General features: G+C 65.6%; 13 protein-coding genes and 1 other RNA gene. 6 read left to right on the top strand and 8 right to left on the bottom strand.

What is annotated here, in order from left to right:
* Nucleotides 1–43: 43 nt before the first annotated feature.
* The 3 genes from ruvA to XH81_RS18710 all read right to left on the bottom strand — a co-directional run bounded on the left by ruvA (nucleotide 44) and on the right by XH81_RS18710 (nucleotide 2,161).
* On the bottom strand, nucleotides 44–661 hold the full coding sequence (ruvA, locus tag XH81_RS18720) for a Holliday junction branch migration protein RuvA (protein ID WP_028142015.1): 618 nt from the start codon (nucleotides 659–661) through the stop codon (nucleotides 44–46).
* A complete protein-coding gene (gene ruvC, locus XH81_RS18715) occupies nucleotides 658–1,185 on the bottom strand; it encodes a crossover junction endodeoxyribonuclease RuvC (protein WP_028142016.1) in 528 nt (175 codons plus the stop codon). The genes ruvA and ruvC overlap by 4 nt, the downstream gene beginning before the upstream one ends.
* A 229-nt stretch (nucleotides 1,186–1,414) precedes the next feature.
* A complete protein-coding gene (locus XH81_RS18710) occupies nucleotides 1,415–2,161 on the bottom strand; it encodes a YebC/PmpR family DNA-binding transcriptional regulator (RefSeq protein ID WP_028142017.1) in 747 nt (248 codons plus the stop codon).
* Nucleotides 2,162–2,370: 209 nt separating this feature from the next.
* Here XH81_RS18710 and XH81_RS18705 point away from each other — a divergent pair, with 209 nt between their 5' ends.
* From XH81_RS18705 to XH81_RS18685, 5 genes are all read left to right on the top strand, one after another.
* Nucleotides 2,371–4,116, top strand: a complete 1,746-nt coding sequence (locus XH81_RS18705; protein WP_028142018.1) for a methyl-accepting chemotaxis protein — start codon at nucleotides 2,371–2,373, stop codon at nucleotides 4,114–4,116.
* Nucleotides 4,117–4,295: 179 nt separating this feature from the next.
* A complete protein-coding gene (locus XH81_RS18700) occupies nucleotides 4,296–5,720 on the top strand; it encodes a methyl-accepting chemotaxis protein (protein ID WP_028142019.1) in 1,425 nt (474 codons plus the stop codon).
* Between the two features lie 634 nt (nucleotides 5,721–6,354).
* The gene (locus XH81_RS18695) at nucleotides 6,355–6,819 is read left to right on the top strand and encodes a (2Fe-2S)-binding protein (protein WP_028142020.1); all 465 of its coding nucleotides are present in this window, start codon (nucleotides 6,355–6,357) and stop codon (nucleotides 6,817–6,819) included.
* 8 nt (nucleotides 6,820–6,827) lie between these two features.
* The gene (locus XH81_RS18690) at nucleotides 6,828–8,996 is read left to right on the top strand and encodes a xanthine dehydrogenase family protein molybdopterin-binding subunit (protein WP_028142021.1); all 2,169 of its coding nucleotides are present in this window, start codon (nucleotides 6,828–6,830) and stop codon (nucleotides 8,994–8,996) included.
* On the top strand, nucleotides 8,993–10,336 hold the full coding sequence (locus XH81_RS18685) for a c-type cytochrome (RefSeq protein ID WP_028142022.1): 1,344 nt from the start codon (nucleotides 8,993–8,995) through the stop codon (nucleotides 10,334–10,336). The genes XH81_RS18690 and XH81_RS18685 overlap by 4 nt, the downstream gene beginning before the upstream one ends.
* 210 nt (nucleotides 10,337–10,546) lie before the next feature.
* On the opposite strand, the gene XH81_RS18680 is transcribed toward XH81_RS18685, so the two are convergent.
* From XH81_RS18680 to XH81_RS18660, 5 genes are all read right to left on the bottom strand, one after another.
* Entirely contained in the window at nucleotides 10,547–11,371 is an 825-nt protein-coding gene (locus XH81_RS18680) for a TIGR00282 family metallophosphoesterase (protein ID WP_028142023.1), read from the bottom strand.
* Nucleotides 11,349–11,945 (bottom strand): 5-formyltetrahydrofolate cyclo-ligase, encoded by a 597-nt coding sequence (locus tag XH81_RS18675; protein WP_028142024.1) that lies wholly within the window; start codon nucleotides 11,943–11,945, stop codon nucleotides 11,349–11,351. Before XH81_RS18675 ends, XH81_RS18680 begins: the two co-directional genes overlap by 23 nt.
* A gap of 169 nt (nucleotides 11,946–12,114) precedes the next feature.
* Nucleotides 12,115–12,275: non-coding RNA, 6S RNA (gene ssrS / locus XH81_RS18670), on the bottom strand.
* 242 nt (nucleotides 12,276–12,517) lie between these two features.
* A complete protein-coding gene (locus XH81_RS18665) occupies nucleotides 12,518–12,901 on the bottom strand; it encodes a cell division protein ZapA (protein ID WP_018318702.1) in 384 nt (127 codons plus the stop codon).
* Nucleotides 12,898–13,218, bottom strand: a complete 321-nt coding sequence (locus tag XH81_RS18660) for a DUF4164 domain-containing protein (RefSeq protein ID WP_028142025.1) — start codon at nucleotides 13,216–13,218, stop codon at nucleotides 12,898–12,900. Before XH81_RS18660 ends, XH81_RS18665 begins: the two co-directional genes overlap by 4 nt.
* A gap of 385 nt (nucleotides 13,219–13,603) precedes the next feature.
* Between XH81_RS18660 and tkt the strand changes: the two genes are divergently transcribed.
* Nucleotides 13,604–15,589, top strand: a complete 1,986-nt coding sequence (gene tkt, locus XH81_RS18655) for a transketolase (protein WP_028142026.1) — start codon at nucleotides 13,604–13,606, stop codon at nucleotides 15,587–15,589.
* Nucleotides 15,590–15,718 lie beyond the last annotated feature (129 nt).

Below are 15,718 nucleotides of genomic sequence, written 5' to 3'. Positions count from 1 at the left end.
ACGCTGCGCTTTGCCCACCCTACCAGACCGACCATTGTCGCGCTCACTTCGCCAGTTCCTTCAGGCCGAGCCGGATGAGCTGCGCCGTCTCGGCGCCCTCACCCGCACTGCGCGAGGCCGACGCAATCGCGGCGGCGGCCTGCGGCTGGCCGTAGCCGAGATTGACCAGTGCCGAGATCGCGTCGGCGACGGGCCGCGGTGCGCGCTGGTCGTCGACGGCGCCGGCAAGATGCACCACCGCCGGATCGACATTGGCGAAGGCCGGCGCCTTGTCCTTCAATTCTGTGACGATGCGCTCGGCGACCTTGGGGCCGACCCCGGGCGTACGCGCCACCGCCGCCTTGTCGCGCAGCGCAATCGCATTGGCGAGGTCGGAAGGCGCCAGCGTGCCGAGCACGGCGAGTGCGACCTTGGCGCCGACGCCCTGCACGGTCTGGAGCAGGCGAAACCATTCCCGCTCCTGGTCGGTGCGAAAGCCGAACAGCTTGATCTGGTCCTCACGGACATAGGTCTCGATCGACAGCACGGCGGCCTCGCCCGGCGAGGGCAGATGCTGCAGCGTGCGCGAGGAGCAATGCACCTGATAGCCGACGCCGCCGACGTCGAGGATCACGAAATCCTCGCCGTAGGAATCGATCAGGCCCTTGAGCTTGCCGATCATAACCCCGCCACCTTCAGCCTCAGCGCGGTGCTCTGGCGGTGATGGGCGTGGGTGATGGCGATGGCGAGCGCGTCGGCGGCATCCGCTGACGGCGGCTCGGCCTTGGGCAGCAAGATCTTCAGCATCATCGCGATCTGTTGCTTGTCGGCATGGCCGGCGCCGACCACCGTCTTCTTGACCTGGTTCGGCGCGTATTCGGCGACAGAGATGCCGAACATCGCGGGCGCCAGCATGGCGACGCCGCGGGCCTGGCCGAGCTTCAGCGTCGCAACGCCGTCCTTGTTGACGAAGGTCTGCTCGACCGCGGCTTCCATCGGCCTGTGGCCGGACAGCACGGACGCGAGCCCCTCATGGATCGCGAGCAGCCGGCTCGCCAGCGGCAAATCGTCCGGTGGTTCCACCGAGCCGCAGGCGACGTAGATCAGACGGTTGCCCTCAGCCTCGATCACGCCCCAGCCGGTGCGGCGCAGGCCGGGGTCGATGCCGATGATGCGAACGGGGCCACGAATCGGGAGCACGGTCATGGGCCAGTGATAGCGGCTGGCCGTCGTGGGGGAAACAGAAACAGAACGGAAGTAACAGGGGAAGTGGGATATCGTCAGTGAGGCGGGAATTGTTGCCCGCCACGACGCGCGCCGTCATCCCCGCGAAAGCGGGGAATCCAGTACGCCGCGGCTTCTCCGTATCTCGCCGGCTTCGCTGGAATACTGGGTCGCCCGGTCAAGCCGGGCGACGACAGCGGAGGGTGAGGTCCTACCCGCCCATCTTCGCGACCAGCGCGTCCGACACCTCGAAATTGGCGTAGACGTGCTGGACGTCGTCGTGCTCGTTCAGCAGATCCATCAGCTTGAGCAGCTTCTCGCCGGTCTCGTCGTCGACCGCGACCGTGTTCTGCGGCTTCCAGATCAGCGCGGCCTTGCGCGGCTCGCCGAACTTGGCCTCCAGCGCCTTGGCGACGTCGCGATAGCCCTCGGTCGAGGCATAGATCTCGTGACCGGCTTCGCCGGAGACGACGTCGTCGGCGCCGGCCTCGATCGCCGCATCGAGCATGGCGTCGTCGGAGGCCACGCTGCGGTCGTATTCGATGATTCCGGTGCGATCGAACATGAAGGACACCGAGCCGGTTTCGCCGAGATTGCCGCCCGACTTGGTGAAGAAGGAGCGGATGTCGGAGGCGGCGCGGTTGCGGTTGTCGGTCAGCGCCTCGACGATGACGGCGACGCCGCCGGGGCCATAGCCCTCGTAGCGGATCTCGTCATAGTTCTCGCCCTCATTGCCGAGCGCTTTCTTGACGGCGCGCTCGATATTGTCCTTCGGCATGTTCTCCTGGCGCGCCGCGATGATGGCGGCGCGCAGGCGGGGGTTCATGTTGGGGTCGGGCGTGCCCAGCTTGGCCGCGACGGTGATTTCCCGCGCCAGCTTGCCGAACAGCTTCGACTTCTGGGCATCCTGCCGCCCCTTGCGGTGCATGATGTTCTTGAATTGGGAATGTCCGGCCATGCGTGGTCTCTCGGGGGTCTCTTGGAAGCGTACGCCAATGAGGGTGGGAAACGCGGCCTTATAGGCCGCCAACCCACCGGAATGAAAGGGTCTCGGATACTTTAAGGTAACACCGTACAGGCCCCTGCCTAGAGGTGAGGCATCGTTAACCCTGACTTCATTCCAGCCTGCGAAAATAACCTCCGAGCGTCCCCGACAAGAGAGACCTGATGGCATTCGGACTATTTCGGAAGCGTCTGCCGGATATGGCCGCGCCGGTGGCAGCCGCAGAGGCCGCGCCGCCGGTGACCCAGTCCGAGCCCGCCCCAGCCGAAGGTGATTCGGCGCGGGAGATCCTGGAATTACTGGAACTCGAGCTCGGCGCGATGATCCGCCAGCTCGAGCGCGCCGCCAATTCGGTGGCGGGCGGCGCCGAAGCGACCGCATCGACGCTTGCCGCCATCCGCGACCGCACCGACGCCCTGACCGGCCGGACCAATGCCGCGCAATCGACCGCCTCGACCTTCGCCCATGCCGCCGACAAGTTCACCCAGTCCGCGCTGGGGATCGGAGCGCAGGTTCGCGAGGCCGGCAAGCTCGCCGACGAGGCCAGCGCCGCGGCGCAGGAAGCCCGCGCCAATGTCGATCGCTTGCGCGAATCCTCCGCCGCCATCGGCAATGTCGTCAACCTGATCGCGCAGATCGCGCGGCAGACGACGCTGCTGGCGCTCAACTCGACGATCGAGGCCGCACGCGCAGGCGCTGCGGGAAAGGGCTTTGCGGTCGTCGCCACCGAGGTCAAGGCCCTCGCGGTGCAGACGCAAGGGGCGACGGAAGAGATTACGAAGAAGATCGACGCGCTGCAGCGCGACGCCGCCGGCTCTGCCGATGCCGTGCACCGCATTTCGCAGGCGATCGAGGCGATCCGACCGGTCTTCGAGACCGTCAACGGCGCGGTCGCCGAACAGAACGCCACCACCAGCGAAGTCTCCGGCAACGCCGCGAGCGCCTCGGAATTCATCGTCTCGGTCGGCGAGAGCGCAGCCGAGATCGATGCCGCGACCAAGGCCGCCGAGAGCCACGGCGAGAACGTCGCCAGTGCCGGCAAAGCCGTCACCACCTTCGCACAGAAGCTGAAATCGCGCTGCGCCGTGCTGCTCCGCCAGAGCGAGCACGACGACCGCCGCAAGACCGAACGGCTGCCCTGCCATCTCAAGTTCGAGAGCCCGCGCGGCGTGATGCCGGTCTATGAAATCTCGATGGACGGCGTGCTGATCGGCGGTGCGGATGCAGGCCGGCTTGCACCGCAAGCGATGATCGAAGGCACCCTCGAAGCCGTCGGCGCCTGCCGCCTGCGCGTGGTCGAGCAATCCAAGGCCGGTGCCCGCGCGCAATTCGCCAGCCCCAATGCCGAGCTCCGCGAAAAAATCGAGGACAGGCTCTGGGCGATCCACGAAGAGAACACGGAGTTCGTCACCCGCGCCATGGAAGCGGGCAACGCGCTGACCCAGATCTTCGAGCAGGCCGTTGCCCGCGGCGAAGTCAGAATCGACGACCTGTTCGACACCGACTACGCCGAAATCGCCGGGACCAATCCGCAGCAATACCGCACGAAATATCTCGACTGGGCCGACCGCGCGCTGCCGCCGTTCCAGGAGGTCTTTCTGGCCAAGGACCAGCGCTTGGCGTTCTGCGCCATGGTCGACCGCAACGGCTTCCTGCCGGTGCACAACAAGATCTATTCGCACCCGCAGCGGCCGGGCGACGTCGCCTGGAACACAGCCAATAGTCGCAACCGCAGGATATTCAACGACCCGGCGGGGTTGGCGGCCGCACGCAACCTGCGCTCGTACCTGGTGCAGAGCTATGCGCGCGACATGGGCAATGGGAATACGGTGATGATGCGCGAGATCGACGTTCCGATCCGCGTGCAGGGCCGGCACTGGGGTGGATTCCGCACGGCCTACAAGCTCTAGAGCCTGGTCCGAAAAAAATGTCCCGCAATTTTTCGAGCGGAATAGAGAAATAAGGCGCGAATTGCGCCTGAGTGCACGCTCAGGCAAGACGCCGACCGCGAATCATCCTTTTAAGCTGAATTGGAATGGGAATGCCGCCGTGAGCCGGGGTGCGGCTCTGACTGGAGGACTCATCGAACATGTCCGTCGTACAACTTGCAGTCATGGACACCGGCTCCAATCGCACGCTGGCCGAGCGGCTGATCGATCAGCTTGCCGACCGCATCGGCGGCCTCGGCGTGGAACTCGCCGATATCGCCGGCAACGTCCAGGAAGTCGCAAATCGCGTCGCAAACCAGTCGGAACGGTTCCACCATCTCCAGGAGACCGCGGAGACGATGGTCTCGGCCAACCACGATATCGCCAATGCATCGCAGGCCGTGCAAACCACCACGTCCGCGGCGGTTGGCGAGATCGCGCAATCGCGCAGCGCCGTCGACACCGCGGTCAACCACATCTCCGAGCTCGTCGCGGCGGTGGAGCGCATCGAGGCGCGCCTCAGCGCCGTCGGCTCGGCGCTGGCGCAGGTCGCGAAAGTCTCCGGCTCGATCGAGGCGATCGCGAAGCAGACCAATCTGCTGGCGCTGAACGCAACCATCGAAGCCGCCCGCGCCGGCAATGCCGGTCGCGGTTTTGCCGTGGTGGCAAGCGAGGTGAAGAACCTCGCGGAAGCCACCCGCCAAGCCACGCACCAGATCTCCGACACCGTGCGCGATCTCGACGGCCAGATCGAAGGCCTGATCGGCGAGAGCAGCGACGCCTCGCAGCGCGCCAAGACCGCCGGCGAAGGCGCCCAGCAGATCTCCGGCATCATCTCGCGGGTTCAGCAGGGCTTCGCCTCCGTGGAGGCGGAGATCGGCAGCGTCACGCGCGCGGCGACCTCCAATCTCGGACATTGCGACACCGTCATCAGCGAGCTGAACGAACTCGCCAAGGGCGTCGACCTCTCCTCGCGCGATCTCAAGAGCGCCGATCAGCGCGTGACAAAGCTGCTCGACACCTCCGAAGGCCTGATCGCGCTGATCGCCGACAGCGGCGTCGAGACATCGGACGCACCGCTGATCCGAATCGTCGTCGAGACCGCGAAGCGGATCTCGACCGAATTCGAGGCCGCGATCGATCGCGGCGACATCACGCTCGACCAGCTCATGGACGAGACGTATCGCGAAATTCCCGGCACCGATCCAAAGCAGTACCTCACCAGCTACGTCGACTTCACCGACCGCGTGCTGCCCGCGATCCAGGATCCGATCCAGAAATCCGATCCCCGCATCGTGTTCTGTGTCGCCTGGGCCAAGGGCGGCTATCTGCCGACCCACAACCCCAACTACCGCCTGCCGCAGGGCAAGGACCCGGTCTGGAACAACGCCAATTGCCGCAACCGCCGCCTGTTCAACGATCGGGCAGTGCAGAAGGTCGCGGCGAACACCAAGCCGTTCCTGCTCCAGACCTACCGGCGCGACATGGGCGGCGGGCAGTTCGTGCTGATGAAGGACCTGTCCTCGCCGATCGTGATCCGCGGCAAGCGTTGGGGCGCCTTCCGGATGGGTTTCCGGCAGAGCTGAGGGCCGCTCAGTCAAAAATCTGAAAAACAACCCCATGCACAGTAGCCGGGGCGTCCGAAATCAATGGCTTACGCCGGCAGCCTCCGGCCCGTTTTGACTCGTCGGGCAAAACAAGGGCACAATGCTATTATTCCGAAGTTCGGCATCTGAGCTTGGCAAGGCCGGAGCAAGCGCCTCGTCCTTCGAGACGCCCGCTCACGCGGGCTCCTCAGGATGAGGCTTCACTGCACCGGTGTCCGGTTGAAACTGCTGCTGCGGACTCCGTCCTCATCCTGAGGGCCCGCCGGAGGCGGGCGTCTCGAAGGATGGGCCGCAGGCGAGGTTCGCCGTCGCGCGGCTCTCCGGTCACGAAACTTTCCCAATCGCACGACTTTCGTCATCGCATGATTTTGCGCATCCGCACGACAATCTGCGGTGATCGACGACGCGCGCGCCGAAAAAGCATCAAAACATGACGATTATCATATCAATTAGCCCAAAACGCTGGCAGCGAGCGCCGCACGAATTCGTGAACGTCATGGGCTGACGCGTCAGCAGCGCAAATATGCATTGCCGGAGATTGCGACGCTTCATTGTCGCGCGCGAATTGGCTGACTAGATCGACGTAAGCGATCGAGCGAGCAAGGGGATGCATATGGCAACTGTTCTCACCATCAACGGCGAAACGAAATCGTTCGATGCGCCGCCTGAAATGCCGCTGCTGTGGGTGCTGCGCGACATCCTCGGAATGACCGGCACCAAGTTCGGCTGCGGCATCGCGCAATGCGGCGCCTGCACGGTGCATGTCGACGGCAAGGCCGTGCGCTCCTGCGTCCTGCCGGTCAGCGCGGTCGAGAACCGCGCCATCACCACGATCGAACATGTCGGCAGCACGCCTGCGGGCGCGAAAGTGCAGAAGGCCTGGCTCGACCTCGAAGTGATCCAGTGCGGCTATTGCCAGTCCGGCCAGATCATGTCGGCCGCCGCATTGCTGGCCGCTACGCCCAATCCTGACGATTCCGACATCGACGCTGCGATGGCCGGCAACATCTGCCGCTGCGGCACCTATGTCCGCATCCGCGAGGCCGTCAAGCAGGCCGCCAACGGCCGTCAGTCCTGAGGTCCACCATGAATGCACATAACAGCGTCTCCCGCCGCGCGCTGCTGACCGGCGGTCTCGCCACCGGTTTCCTGCTCGCCTTCCATCTGCCGCTGCGCGCGGCCGTCAACGAACCGGTGCAGCCGCCCGATGCAACCGAGGGCAAGTTCGCGCCCAACGCCTTCATCCGCATCGACGAGACCGGCCGCACCGTGCTGATGATGCCGCAGGTCGAGATGGGCCAGGGCACCTATACCTCGATCTCCGCCGTGCTCGCCGAAGAGTTGGATGCCGACTGGAGCAAGGTCGAGGTGCAGCACGCCCCGCCGAACGACAAGCTCTACGGCAATCCGACCTTCGGCCTGCAGGTCACCGGCAACTCCAACTCGATCCGGGCCTGGTGGACGCCGCTGCGCAAGGCCGGCGCCACCGCGCGCGCGATGCTGGTGCAGGCCGCGGCCGCCCAATGGGGCGTCGAGCCCGCGAGCTGCACGGCGTCGAAGGGCGAGGTCGCGCATGAAGCCAGCGGCCGCAAGCTCGCTTACGGCGCGCTGGCGCTCGCTGCCCAGGGACAGACCCCGCCGAAGGATGTCGCGCTGAAGGACCCCAAGGACTTCGTCATCATCGGCCAGCCGCTGAAGCGGCTCGACACGCCCGACAAGGTCAACGGCAAGGCCGTCTACGGCATCGACGCGATCCTGCCCGGCATGAAGTTCGCGACCGTCGCCGCCTGCCCCGTGTTCGGCGGCAAGGTCGGCAAGGTCGACGACAGCGCCGCGGTGAAGCTCCCCGGCGTACGCAAGGTCGTGGTGCTCGACGACATGGTCGCCGTGATCGGCGATCACATGTGGGCGGCCAAGAAGGGCCTCGAAGCCCTCAAGATCGAGTGGAACGAGGGACCCAACGCTGCGATCACCACGAAGGATGTCTGGGACGATCTGCGCAAGGCCAGCCAGAAGGACGGCGCGGTCGCCAAATCCGACGGCGACATCGCCAAGGCGCTGGCGAGCGGCGACAAGTTCGAGGCGGCTTACGAGCTGCCGTTCCTGGCGCATGCATCGATGGAGCCCATCAACGCCACCGTCCATGTCAAATCCGATTCCTGCGAGATCTGGACCGGCACGCAGATCATGACGCGCGTGCAGTCGGAGGCGGCGAAGGCCGCTGGGCTTGCGGTCGACAAGGTCATCGTCAACAACCATCTGCTCGGCGGCGGTTTCGGCCGCAAGCTCGAACCCGACATGGTGATCGCGGCGGTGAAGATCGCAAAACAGGTCGACTACCCCGTGAAGGTGGTGTGGACCCGCGAGGAGGACATCCAGCACGACGTCTACCGTCCGGTCTATCGCGACCAGATCACGGCGTCGCTGGTCGACGGCAAGGTCGCGGGGTGGAAGTACAAGGTTGCCGGCTCCGCCGTGCTGGCGCGCTGGCTGCCGCCGGCGTTCCAGAAGGGCATCGACATCGACGCGATCGATGCCGCGGTCGATGCACCCTACGACTTCGCCAATTTCCACGTCGAATATGTCCGCGCCGAGCCGCTGTCGGTGCCGACCGGCTTCTGGCGCGGCGTCGGCCCGAACAACAACGTGTTCGCGGTCGAATGCGCGATGGACGAGCTCGCGCGCAAGGCGGGCAAGGACCCGATCGAGTTCCGAAAGTCCATGCTGACCAAGAACCCGCGCATGCTCGCGGTGCTCAACCAGGTCGCGGAGAAATCCGGCTGGGGTCAACCGCTGCCTCCGCGCGTCGGCCGCGGCGTCTGCGTGCAGCCGTCATTCGCGAGCTTCATCGCGACCGTGGTGGAGGCCGAGATCGACGACATCGGCGAGATCGTGCTCCGCCGCATCACCTCGGTGGTCGACACCGGCATTGCCGTCAACCCCGACACGGTGAAGGCGCAGATCGAGGGCGGGCTGATCTTCGGCCTCACCGCCGCGCTCTATGGCGAGATCACGATCGACAAGGGCCGCGTGCAGCAGTCGAACTTCCACGACTATCGCATGATGCGCATCAACGAGACGCCGAAGATCGAGGTGATCGTCGTCAAGAGCGGCGAGGCGCCCGGCGGCATCGGCGAGGCCGGCGTCAACGCCGGACCGCCGGCGCTGCGCAACGCGATTCTTGCCGCAACCGGCGTGGCGCTGCGGCGCCTGCCCATTGACCGAAAACTGCTGGCTGCGGGGAAGAAGGCATGAGCGGGAAGATGCGTATCCTCACAAGCGTCGCTGCGATCGCCATCCTCGCAGCAGGGCTCGGCGTCTGGATCATCCGCGGGCCCGGCCCGTTCGATTTCTCCGGCGGCACGAAGGTGGCGCTGGCGGATTACCGCGCCGGCAAGCCGACCGGCGTGCCGGCCAAGCTGGAGAAAGCGAGCCTGGTCGAACGCGGTGAATATCTCGCCAAGGCGGCCGACTGCATGGTCTGCCACACCAAGCCCGGCGAGAAGGATTATGCGGGCGGGCTCGCCTTCAAGCTGCCGTTCGGCACGCTCTATTCCACCAACATCACGCCGGACAAGGACACCGGCATCGGCAATTACAGCGACCAGGATTTCCTGAACGCGGTCCAGCACGGCCAGCGCCGTGACGGCGCCCGGCTCTATCCGGCGATGCCGTACACGTCCTACACATTCATGACCGACGCGGACGTGCTGGCGGTGAAGGCCTATCTGTTCAGCCTGCCGGCGGTGCGCGCGAAGGCGCCGGAGAATACGCTGTCGTTCCCGTTCAACCAGCGCTGGGCCATGATTGCCTGGTCGGCCGTGTTCAATCCGGACACGCGCTTTGCGCCTGACACGTCGAAGAGCCCGGAATGGAACAGAGGCGCGTATCTTGTCGAAGCGCTGGCGCATTGCGGCGAATGCCACACCCCGCGCAATCTCGGTTTTGCGCTGGATAACCGCAAGAAGTTCGCCGGCGCGATCACGGCGGGCTGGCGCGCCTTCAACATCTCCTCCGACAAGGCGACGGGTCTCGGCAACTGGAGCGACCAGGATCTGATCTCCTATCTGTCGCTCGGCCATGCGCCGGGCCACGGCTCGGCCTCGGGCCCGATGGGTGAAGCCGTCGACCACAGCTTTAGCCAGTTCGCGCCGGAGGACATCAGCAGCATCGTTGCTTATCTGCGCAGCGTGCCGCCGGTGCCCTCGCCCGACCTGCCCGCCACCACGGCACCCGTCGCCCCCGCCTCGCACAAGGACGGCATCACGGCGGACGCACGCGGCAAGAAGGTGTTCGCCAGCGCCTGCGCCAGCTGCCACGGCTGGAGCGGCGAGAGCCCGGTCTCGCCGATGGCAACGCTGACCGGCACCTGGGCCGTCAACGACCCCGCCGCCACCAACGTCGCGCAGATCGTGCTGTCAGGCACCAAGCGCCACACGCCCGATGGCGCGCTGTCGATGCCGGCGTTCGGCAACGCCTACACCGACGACGAGATCGCGGCGGTGGCGAACTACGTCACGGCGCGGTTCGGGACGAAGGGCTCGAAGCTGACGGCGAAGGATGTCGCGGAGCTGCGGGGACAGACGGCGGAGTAGCACGGTGGCGGTACTTGCAGCGAGATTGATGCGCAATCGCGCGTGTCAATCTCCGCTGTCGTCCCGGACAAGCGAAGCGCAGATCCGGGACCCATACCCACAGGGAGTGGTTTGGCGAGAATTCGGAGTGGGAGCTTTGCCTCACACTTCTCCCTGTGGGTATGGGTCCCCGCGTGCGCGGGGACGACACTGAGTTTGACGCGCCGCTACTCAGCTCAACCAGAACTTCGGCGTCGCCGGCTCCAGCCTTCCGCCGACGCGCACTGGCGCGATCTTCAGCGCGAGGCCGGTGACATCATCCGTCTCCACGGCGACGCCGCTCAGCGTCGCCGCGCCCGCCGCCGGCTCGAATCGTCCCGACGGAATCCCCGACGTGAACCTGCGCAGCGGCTCTTCCTTCTGCATGCCGATGATGGAATCGTAGTCGCCGGTCATGCCGGCATCGGTCATGTAGGCGGTACCGCCCGCGAGGATCTGGTGGTCGGCGGTCGGCACGTGGGTGTGCGTGCCGACGACGAGGCTGGCGCGGCCGTCGCAAAAGAAGCCGATGCCCTGCTTCTCGCTGCTTGCCTCGCAATGGAAGTCGACGACGATGGCGTCCGCAGCGACGCCGAGCGGACAGGCGCCGAGCTCACGCTCCAGCGCCGCGAAGGGATCGTCGAACGGGGTCATGAAGACGCGGCCCAAGGCGTTGACGACGAGCGCATGCTTGCCGTTCTTGGTTTCGACCAGGGCTGCGCCGCGGCCGGGCGTGCCGCGCGGATAGTTCGCGGGCCGGATCAGGCGCTCGGCACGCTCGATGAACACCAGGGCTTCACGCTGGTCCCAGGAATGGTTGCCGAGCGTGACCGCGTCGGCACCGGCGTCGAGAAACTCCTGATAGATCGCTTCCGTGATGCCGAAGCCGCCCGCGGAATTCTCGCCGTTGACGACGACGAAATCGAGCGACCAATCCTTGACCATGCCGGGCAGATATTCGGCGATTGCCGTGCGTCCTGCACGGCCGACGACGTCACCCACGAAGAGAATGCGCAACTTCAGAACTCCGGAAATCGAACACGTCCGATTCCGTTAGCACATAATCCAGCGCGACGTCGTGGGATAGTGCCGGAACCGCCTTGATCTCCTGCGCTGCAAAAGCGAGCCCGATGCCGACGATATTCTTGGCCTTGCGCAAATGCGCGAAGGTGAAGTCGTAATGCCCCGCGCCATAGCCGATGCGATGGCCAAGACGATCGAACGCCGCCAGCGGCGTCAGCATGATATCCGGGATGACTTCGCTTGCGGCCGGCGACGGCTCGGGAATGCCGAGCGGACCGAGCATCAGGCGATCGTTCGGATGGAAGATGCGGAAGATCAGCGACTGGCCGCGCGCGGTGACGCAAGGCAGCGCCAGCTTTGCGCCCTGCTCGGCGAGCTTCTGCAGCAGCGGCATCGGATCGATCTCGCTGCGGATCGGCGAATAGCCGGAGACGATGCTGCCGGGCAAGAGATCGAACGGCAGTCCGCGCTTGGCGAGCTTTGCGGCGGCAGCGCTGCGCTTCTTCTCGCTGAGCGCATCGCGCGCCGCGAGGGCTTTGGCGCGGAGCTCGGCTTTGGAGTTGGGCATGCGCTTTGGTCCCCCACGTCGTCACCCGCGAATGCGGTGATCCAGTATTCCAGAGGCGGCAGTGATTCACACAAAGGCCGCGGCGTACTGGATGCCCCGCCAAGCCGGGGCATGACACCTGTTGACTGGCCGCAGTCGTTTCAACAGGCACAAACCAAGCAAACAAAAGTGCGAAGCCGCGTACGCCGTTGAAGCACTCGATCCCGGAGTTCCCTACGAAAGTAGGTGGGCACCATATGTCCGGGCCCACGGGCCCGGCCAGGGACAGTTCCCTAAAGGATCGATAAGGCCCCGGGGATATATGGCTCCTGACGCGCGTCGCAGCCTCGCCCGCGCAATGTAACAACGATACTGACGAATCGCCAGCCCGGCGAGCGGGTCGCTTTCGCGGCCCTCGCTCGCAATGCCACCCTCCCCTGGAGGGGGAGGGTCGCTACGCATGCAGCGAAGCGAAATGCGTAGCGGGGTGGGGTGACGGTCTCTCCACCTCCAACAGTGTTCGTGTGGAGAGATCACCCCACCCCGCTCGCGCTACGCGCGATCGACCCTCCCCCTCCAGGGGAGGGTGAACGTCAGCCGATCGCGATGCCGTTGCCGACGGTCCGGTTCAGGACCTGGGTCGACTTCTCGATGCGTTCGGCCGCCGCGTTCAGGGCATTCACCACGGCGGTCTGCGTCATCCTGGCGCGCTCGACCGCGGCGTTGCGGAAGTCCCTGAGCTCGGTCAGCTCCTGCTCCATGGTGCGGACACGGTTGCCGGCATCGACCAGCTCGTCGCAGACGGTCAGCGCCGCCATCACGGTGAGGCGCGCATCGCCGATCTCGCCGAATTTTCCGCGCAGCGATTGGATCCGCGTCTCCAGGCTTTCCGCGAGCTTGAGCAGCCGCACCTCCTGGCCCTCCTCGCAGGCCATGCGGTATTGCCGGCCATTGATGGTGACGTTGATGTGGCTCATCCGTCCTCTCCGGTATCGAGCACCGAGCGTATCGTGACGATCGCGGAATCCAGCCGATCGGAAATCTCGCGATTGGTGCGCTCGAGCTTGCGCGCCTTCACCAGCGCGCCGTCGAGCTCGTCGGCGAGCCGCGAGCGATCCGCGCCCAGTGCCTGGATTCGTGCCGCAAGCTCGTTCTCGTCGCGATCGGCGTCGCGCCGCCGCTCGACCGCGCTTTCGAGCGCGTCGAGCGCCGACATCAGCCTGCGGGTCGCGATCTCGATCTCGACCGCGGAGGACTCCGTCATGGCGGAACTGTTGGACACGCGATCGTTCATGTAGTCAGCGGCGGAACCTATGGCCCTTGCCCAGTGGCCTTTTCCTGGGGCGTGCCGTCCGGCAAAAGACTCGGTTCGGCAAGCGGTTAGAAGCAGAAATTTACGTGGCAAGCTAGCCGAGCGCAACGCCGCCGCGAAACTATGCACTGCTAGATCAGGCGCGGATCATCCCGACCCATGGGTTCCTGCCCGCGCGATGGCATCGAAACGGAGCCGCCACTTTCGCAGCGTGCCGCAGGCAACTTTTACGGCCGAATCGGCGTTTGACTGCCTTGGACTCCCGGAACCGAGATGCTATCCCAGCCCCGACCTTCAGTGGCCGCCAGGCTCCTCCCGCGCGGGCGTACACCGCCTCCAAGCGCCTCATTTCAGACGGATTTCAGACATGACGCAGGTCGATCACACCCGTATGGCCAACGCGATCCGCGGCCTTTCGATGGACGCCGTCGAGAAGGCGAAATCGGGTCATCCCGGCCTGCCGATGGGTGCCGCCGACATCGCCACGGTGCTGTTCACGCAATTCCTGAAATTCGACGCCGCCGCGCCCGCCTGGCCCGACCGCGACCGCTTCGTGCTCTCGGCCGGCCACGGCTCGATGCTGCTCTATTCGCTGCTGTATTTGACCGGCAATTCCGAGATGACGCTGGACCAGATCAAGCAGTTCCGCCAGGTGGACTCGCTGACCCCGGGGCACCCCGAGAATTTCCGCACCAGGGGTATCGAAACCACGACCGGCCCGCTCGGCCAGGGCATCTCGACCGCGGTCGGCATGGCGCTCGCCGAGAAGATGCTCGCTGCCGAGTTCGGCAAGAAGATCGTCGATCACCACACCTATGTGCTCGCCTCCGACGGCGACCTGATGGAAGGCGTGTCGCAGGAAGCGATCGCGATGGCCGGGCACTGGAAGCTCAACAAGATGATCGTGCTCTACGACGACAACGGCATCTCGATCGACGGCCCGACCTCGATCTCCGATTCCGTCGACCAGGTGAAGCGCTTCAAGTCGGCGGGCTGGGCCGCCGAGAGAATCGACGGTCACGATCAGGCGGCGATCGCCGACGCCATCACGCGCGCGAAGAAATCCGGCAAGCCGACGCTGATCGCCTGCCGCACCACCATCGGTTTCGGCGCGCCGCACAAGCAGGGCACCTCGAAGGTGCATGGCGAGGCGTTAGGGGCCGAGGAGCTCAAGGCCGCCAAGGAAAATCTCGGCATCTCGCTCGAGCCGTTCGCGGTCGCCGACGACGTGCTGAAGGCGTGGCGTGACGCCGGCAGCCGCGGCGCCGCGGCGCGCCAGGAATGGGAGGGCCGGCTCGGCGAGCTCGGCAGCCGCAAGCGCGCAGAATTCGAGCGGCGCCTGCGCCATGAACGTCCCGCCTCGCTCGCAAAGGCCGTGCGCGCATACAAGAAGGAATTGCTGGAAAAGCCGATGACCGCGGCGACCCGCAAATCCTCGGAAGCCGTGATCGAGGTCATCGCCGGCGCGATGCCGATGGAATTCCTCGCCGGCTCGGCCGACCTCACCGGCTCCAACAACAACAAGGCGAAATCGGCGACCGCGTTCTCGGCCAAGACGCCGAAGGGCCGCTTCATCCATTACGGGATTCGCGAGCACGGCATGGCCGCGGCGATGAACGGCATTTTCCTGCATGGCGGCTTCGCGCCGAACGGCGCGACCTTCCTGGTGTTCACCGACTATGCACGTCCTGCGATGCGCCTTGCCGCGCTGATGGGCTCGGGCGTCGTCTACGTGATGACGCACGATTCCATCGGCCTCGGCGAAGACGGCCCGACCCACCAGCCGGTCGAGCATCTCGCCGCGCTTCGCGCCATTCCCAACATGCGCGTGTTCCGTCCCTGCGATTCCATTGAGGTCGCCGAGTGCTGGGAGCTTGCGCTCAACCGCATCGACGGCCCGACCGTGCTGGCGCTGACGCGCCAGAACCTGCCGCAGCTGCGCTCCACCGTGCCGAACGACAACCCTTGCGCACAGGGCGCCTACGAGCTGGTCGCAGCCCAGGGCGAAGCCAAGGCGACGCTGTTCGCCTCCGGCTCCGAGGTCGAAATCGCGGTCGCCGCCCAGAAGCAGCTCGCGGAACGCGGCATCGCGTCGCGCGTTGTCTCCGTTCCCTCGCTCGAGCTGTTGTTAGCGCAACCAGAGGCCAAGCGCGCCGCCATCATCGGCAACGCGCCGGTCAAGGTCGCGATCGAGGCCGCCGTGCGTTGGGGCTGGGATGCCGTGATCGGCCAGGATGGCGAATTCATCGGCATGCATTCCTTCGGCGAAAGCGGCCCTGCAAAGGAGCTTTACAAGCATTTCGGCATTACCGCCGAGGCCGCGGTTAACGCTGTGCTGAAGCGCGTTTCCTGAGAGTTGAGCTTGCCGCAAAAAAGGACTACGTAGTCTCTCATATGATCAAGCACCGCCCGGCCGAACCGGGCGCCCGCCCCTAAAAAACCCTCGCAGGCGCGCATAGCGCGTTGTGCGGGATGACAACGG

The organism is Bradyrhizobium sp. CCBAU 25360 (assembly GCF_028128695.1).
In the GTDB taxonomy this organism is placed as follows: Bacteria; Pseudomonadota; Alphaproteobacteria; order Rhizobiales; family Xanthobacteraceae; genus Bradyrhizobium; species Bradyrhizobium ottawaense.
Note: the sequence above shows the minus strand (reverse complement) of the source record. Positions and strands in the feature narration are given on the sequence as shown.

Excerpts from the sequence above, each read along its gene's own strand:
- ruvA (WP_028142015.1), bottom strand. The coding sequence starts at position 661 with ATGATCGGCAAGCTCAAGGGCCTGATCGATTCCTACGGCGAGGATTTC.
- ruvC (WP_028142016.1), bottom strand. The coding sequence starts at position 1,185 with ATGACCGTGCTCCCGATTCGTGGCCCCGTTCGCATCATCGGCATCGAC.
- XH81_RS18710 (WP_028142017.1), bottom strand. The coding sequence starts at position 2,161 with ATGGCCGGACATTCCCAATTCAAGAACATCATGCACCGCAAGGGGCGG.
- XH81_RS18705 (WP_028142018.1), top strand. The coding sequence starts at position 2,371 with ATGGCATTCGGACTATTTCGGAAGCGTCTGCCGGATATGGCCGCGCCG.
- XH81_RS18700 (WP_028142019.1), top strand. The coding sequence starts at position 4,296 with ATGTCCGTCGTACAACTTGCAGTCATGGACACCGGCTCCAATCGCACG.
- XH81_RS18695 (WP_028142020.1), top strand. The coding sequence starts at position 6,355 with ATGGCAACTGTTCTCACCATCAACGGCGAAACGAAATCGTTCGATGCG.
- XH81_RS18690 (WP_028142021.1), top strand. The coding sequence starts at position 6,828 with ATGAATGCACATAACAGCGTCTCCCGCCGCGCGCTGCTGACCGGCGGT.
- XH81_RS18685 (WP_028142022.1), top strand. The coding sequence starts at position 8,993 with ATGAGCGGGAAGATGCGTATCCTCACAAGCGTCGCTGCGATCGCCATC.
- XH81_RS18675 (WP_028142024.1), bottom strand. The coding sequence starts at position 11,945 with ATGCCCAACTCCAAAGCCGAGCTCCGCGCCAAAGCCCTCGCGGCGCGC.
- XH81_RS18665 (WP_018318702.1), bottom strand. The coding sequence starts at position 12,901 with ATGAGCCACATCAACGTCACCATCAATGGCCGGCAATACCGCATGGCC.
- XH81_RS18660 (WP_028142025.1), bottom strand. The coding sequence starts at position 13,218 with ATGAACGATCGCGTGTCCAACAGTTCCGCCATGACGGAGTCCTCCGCG.
- tkt (WP_028142026.1), top strand. The coding sequence starts at position 13,604 with ATGACGCAGGTCGATCACACCCGTATGGCCAACGCGATCCGCGGCCTT.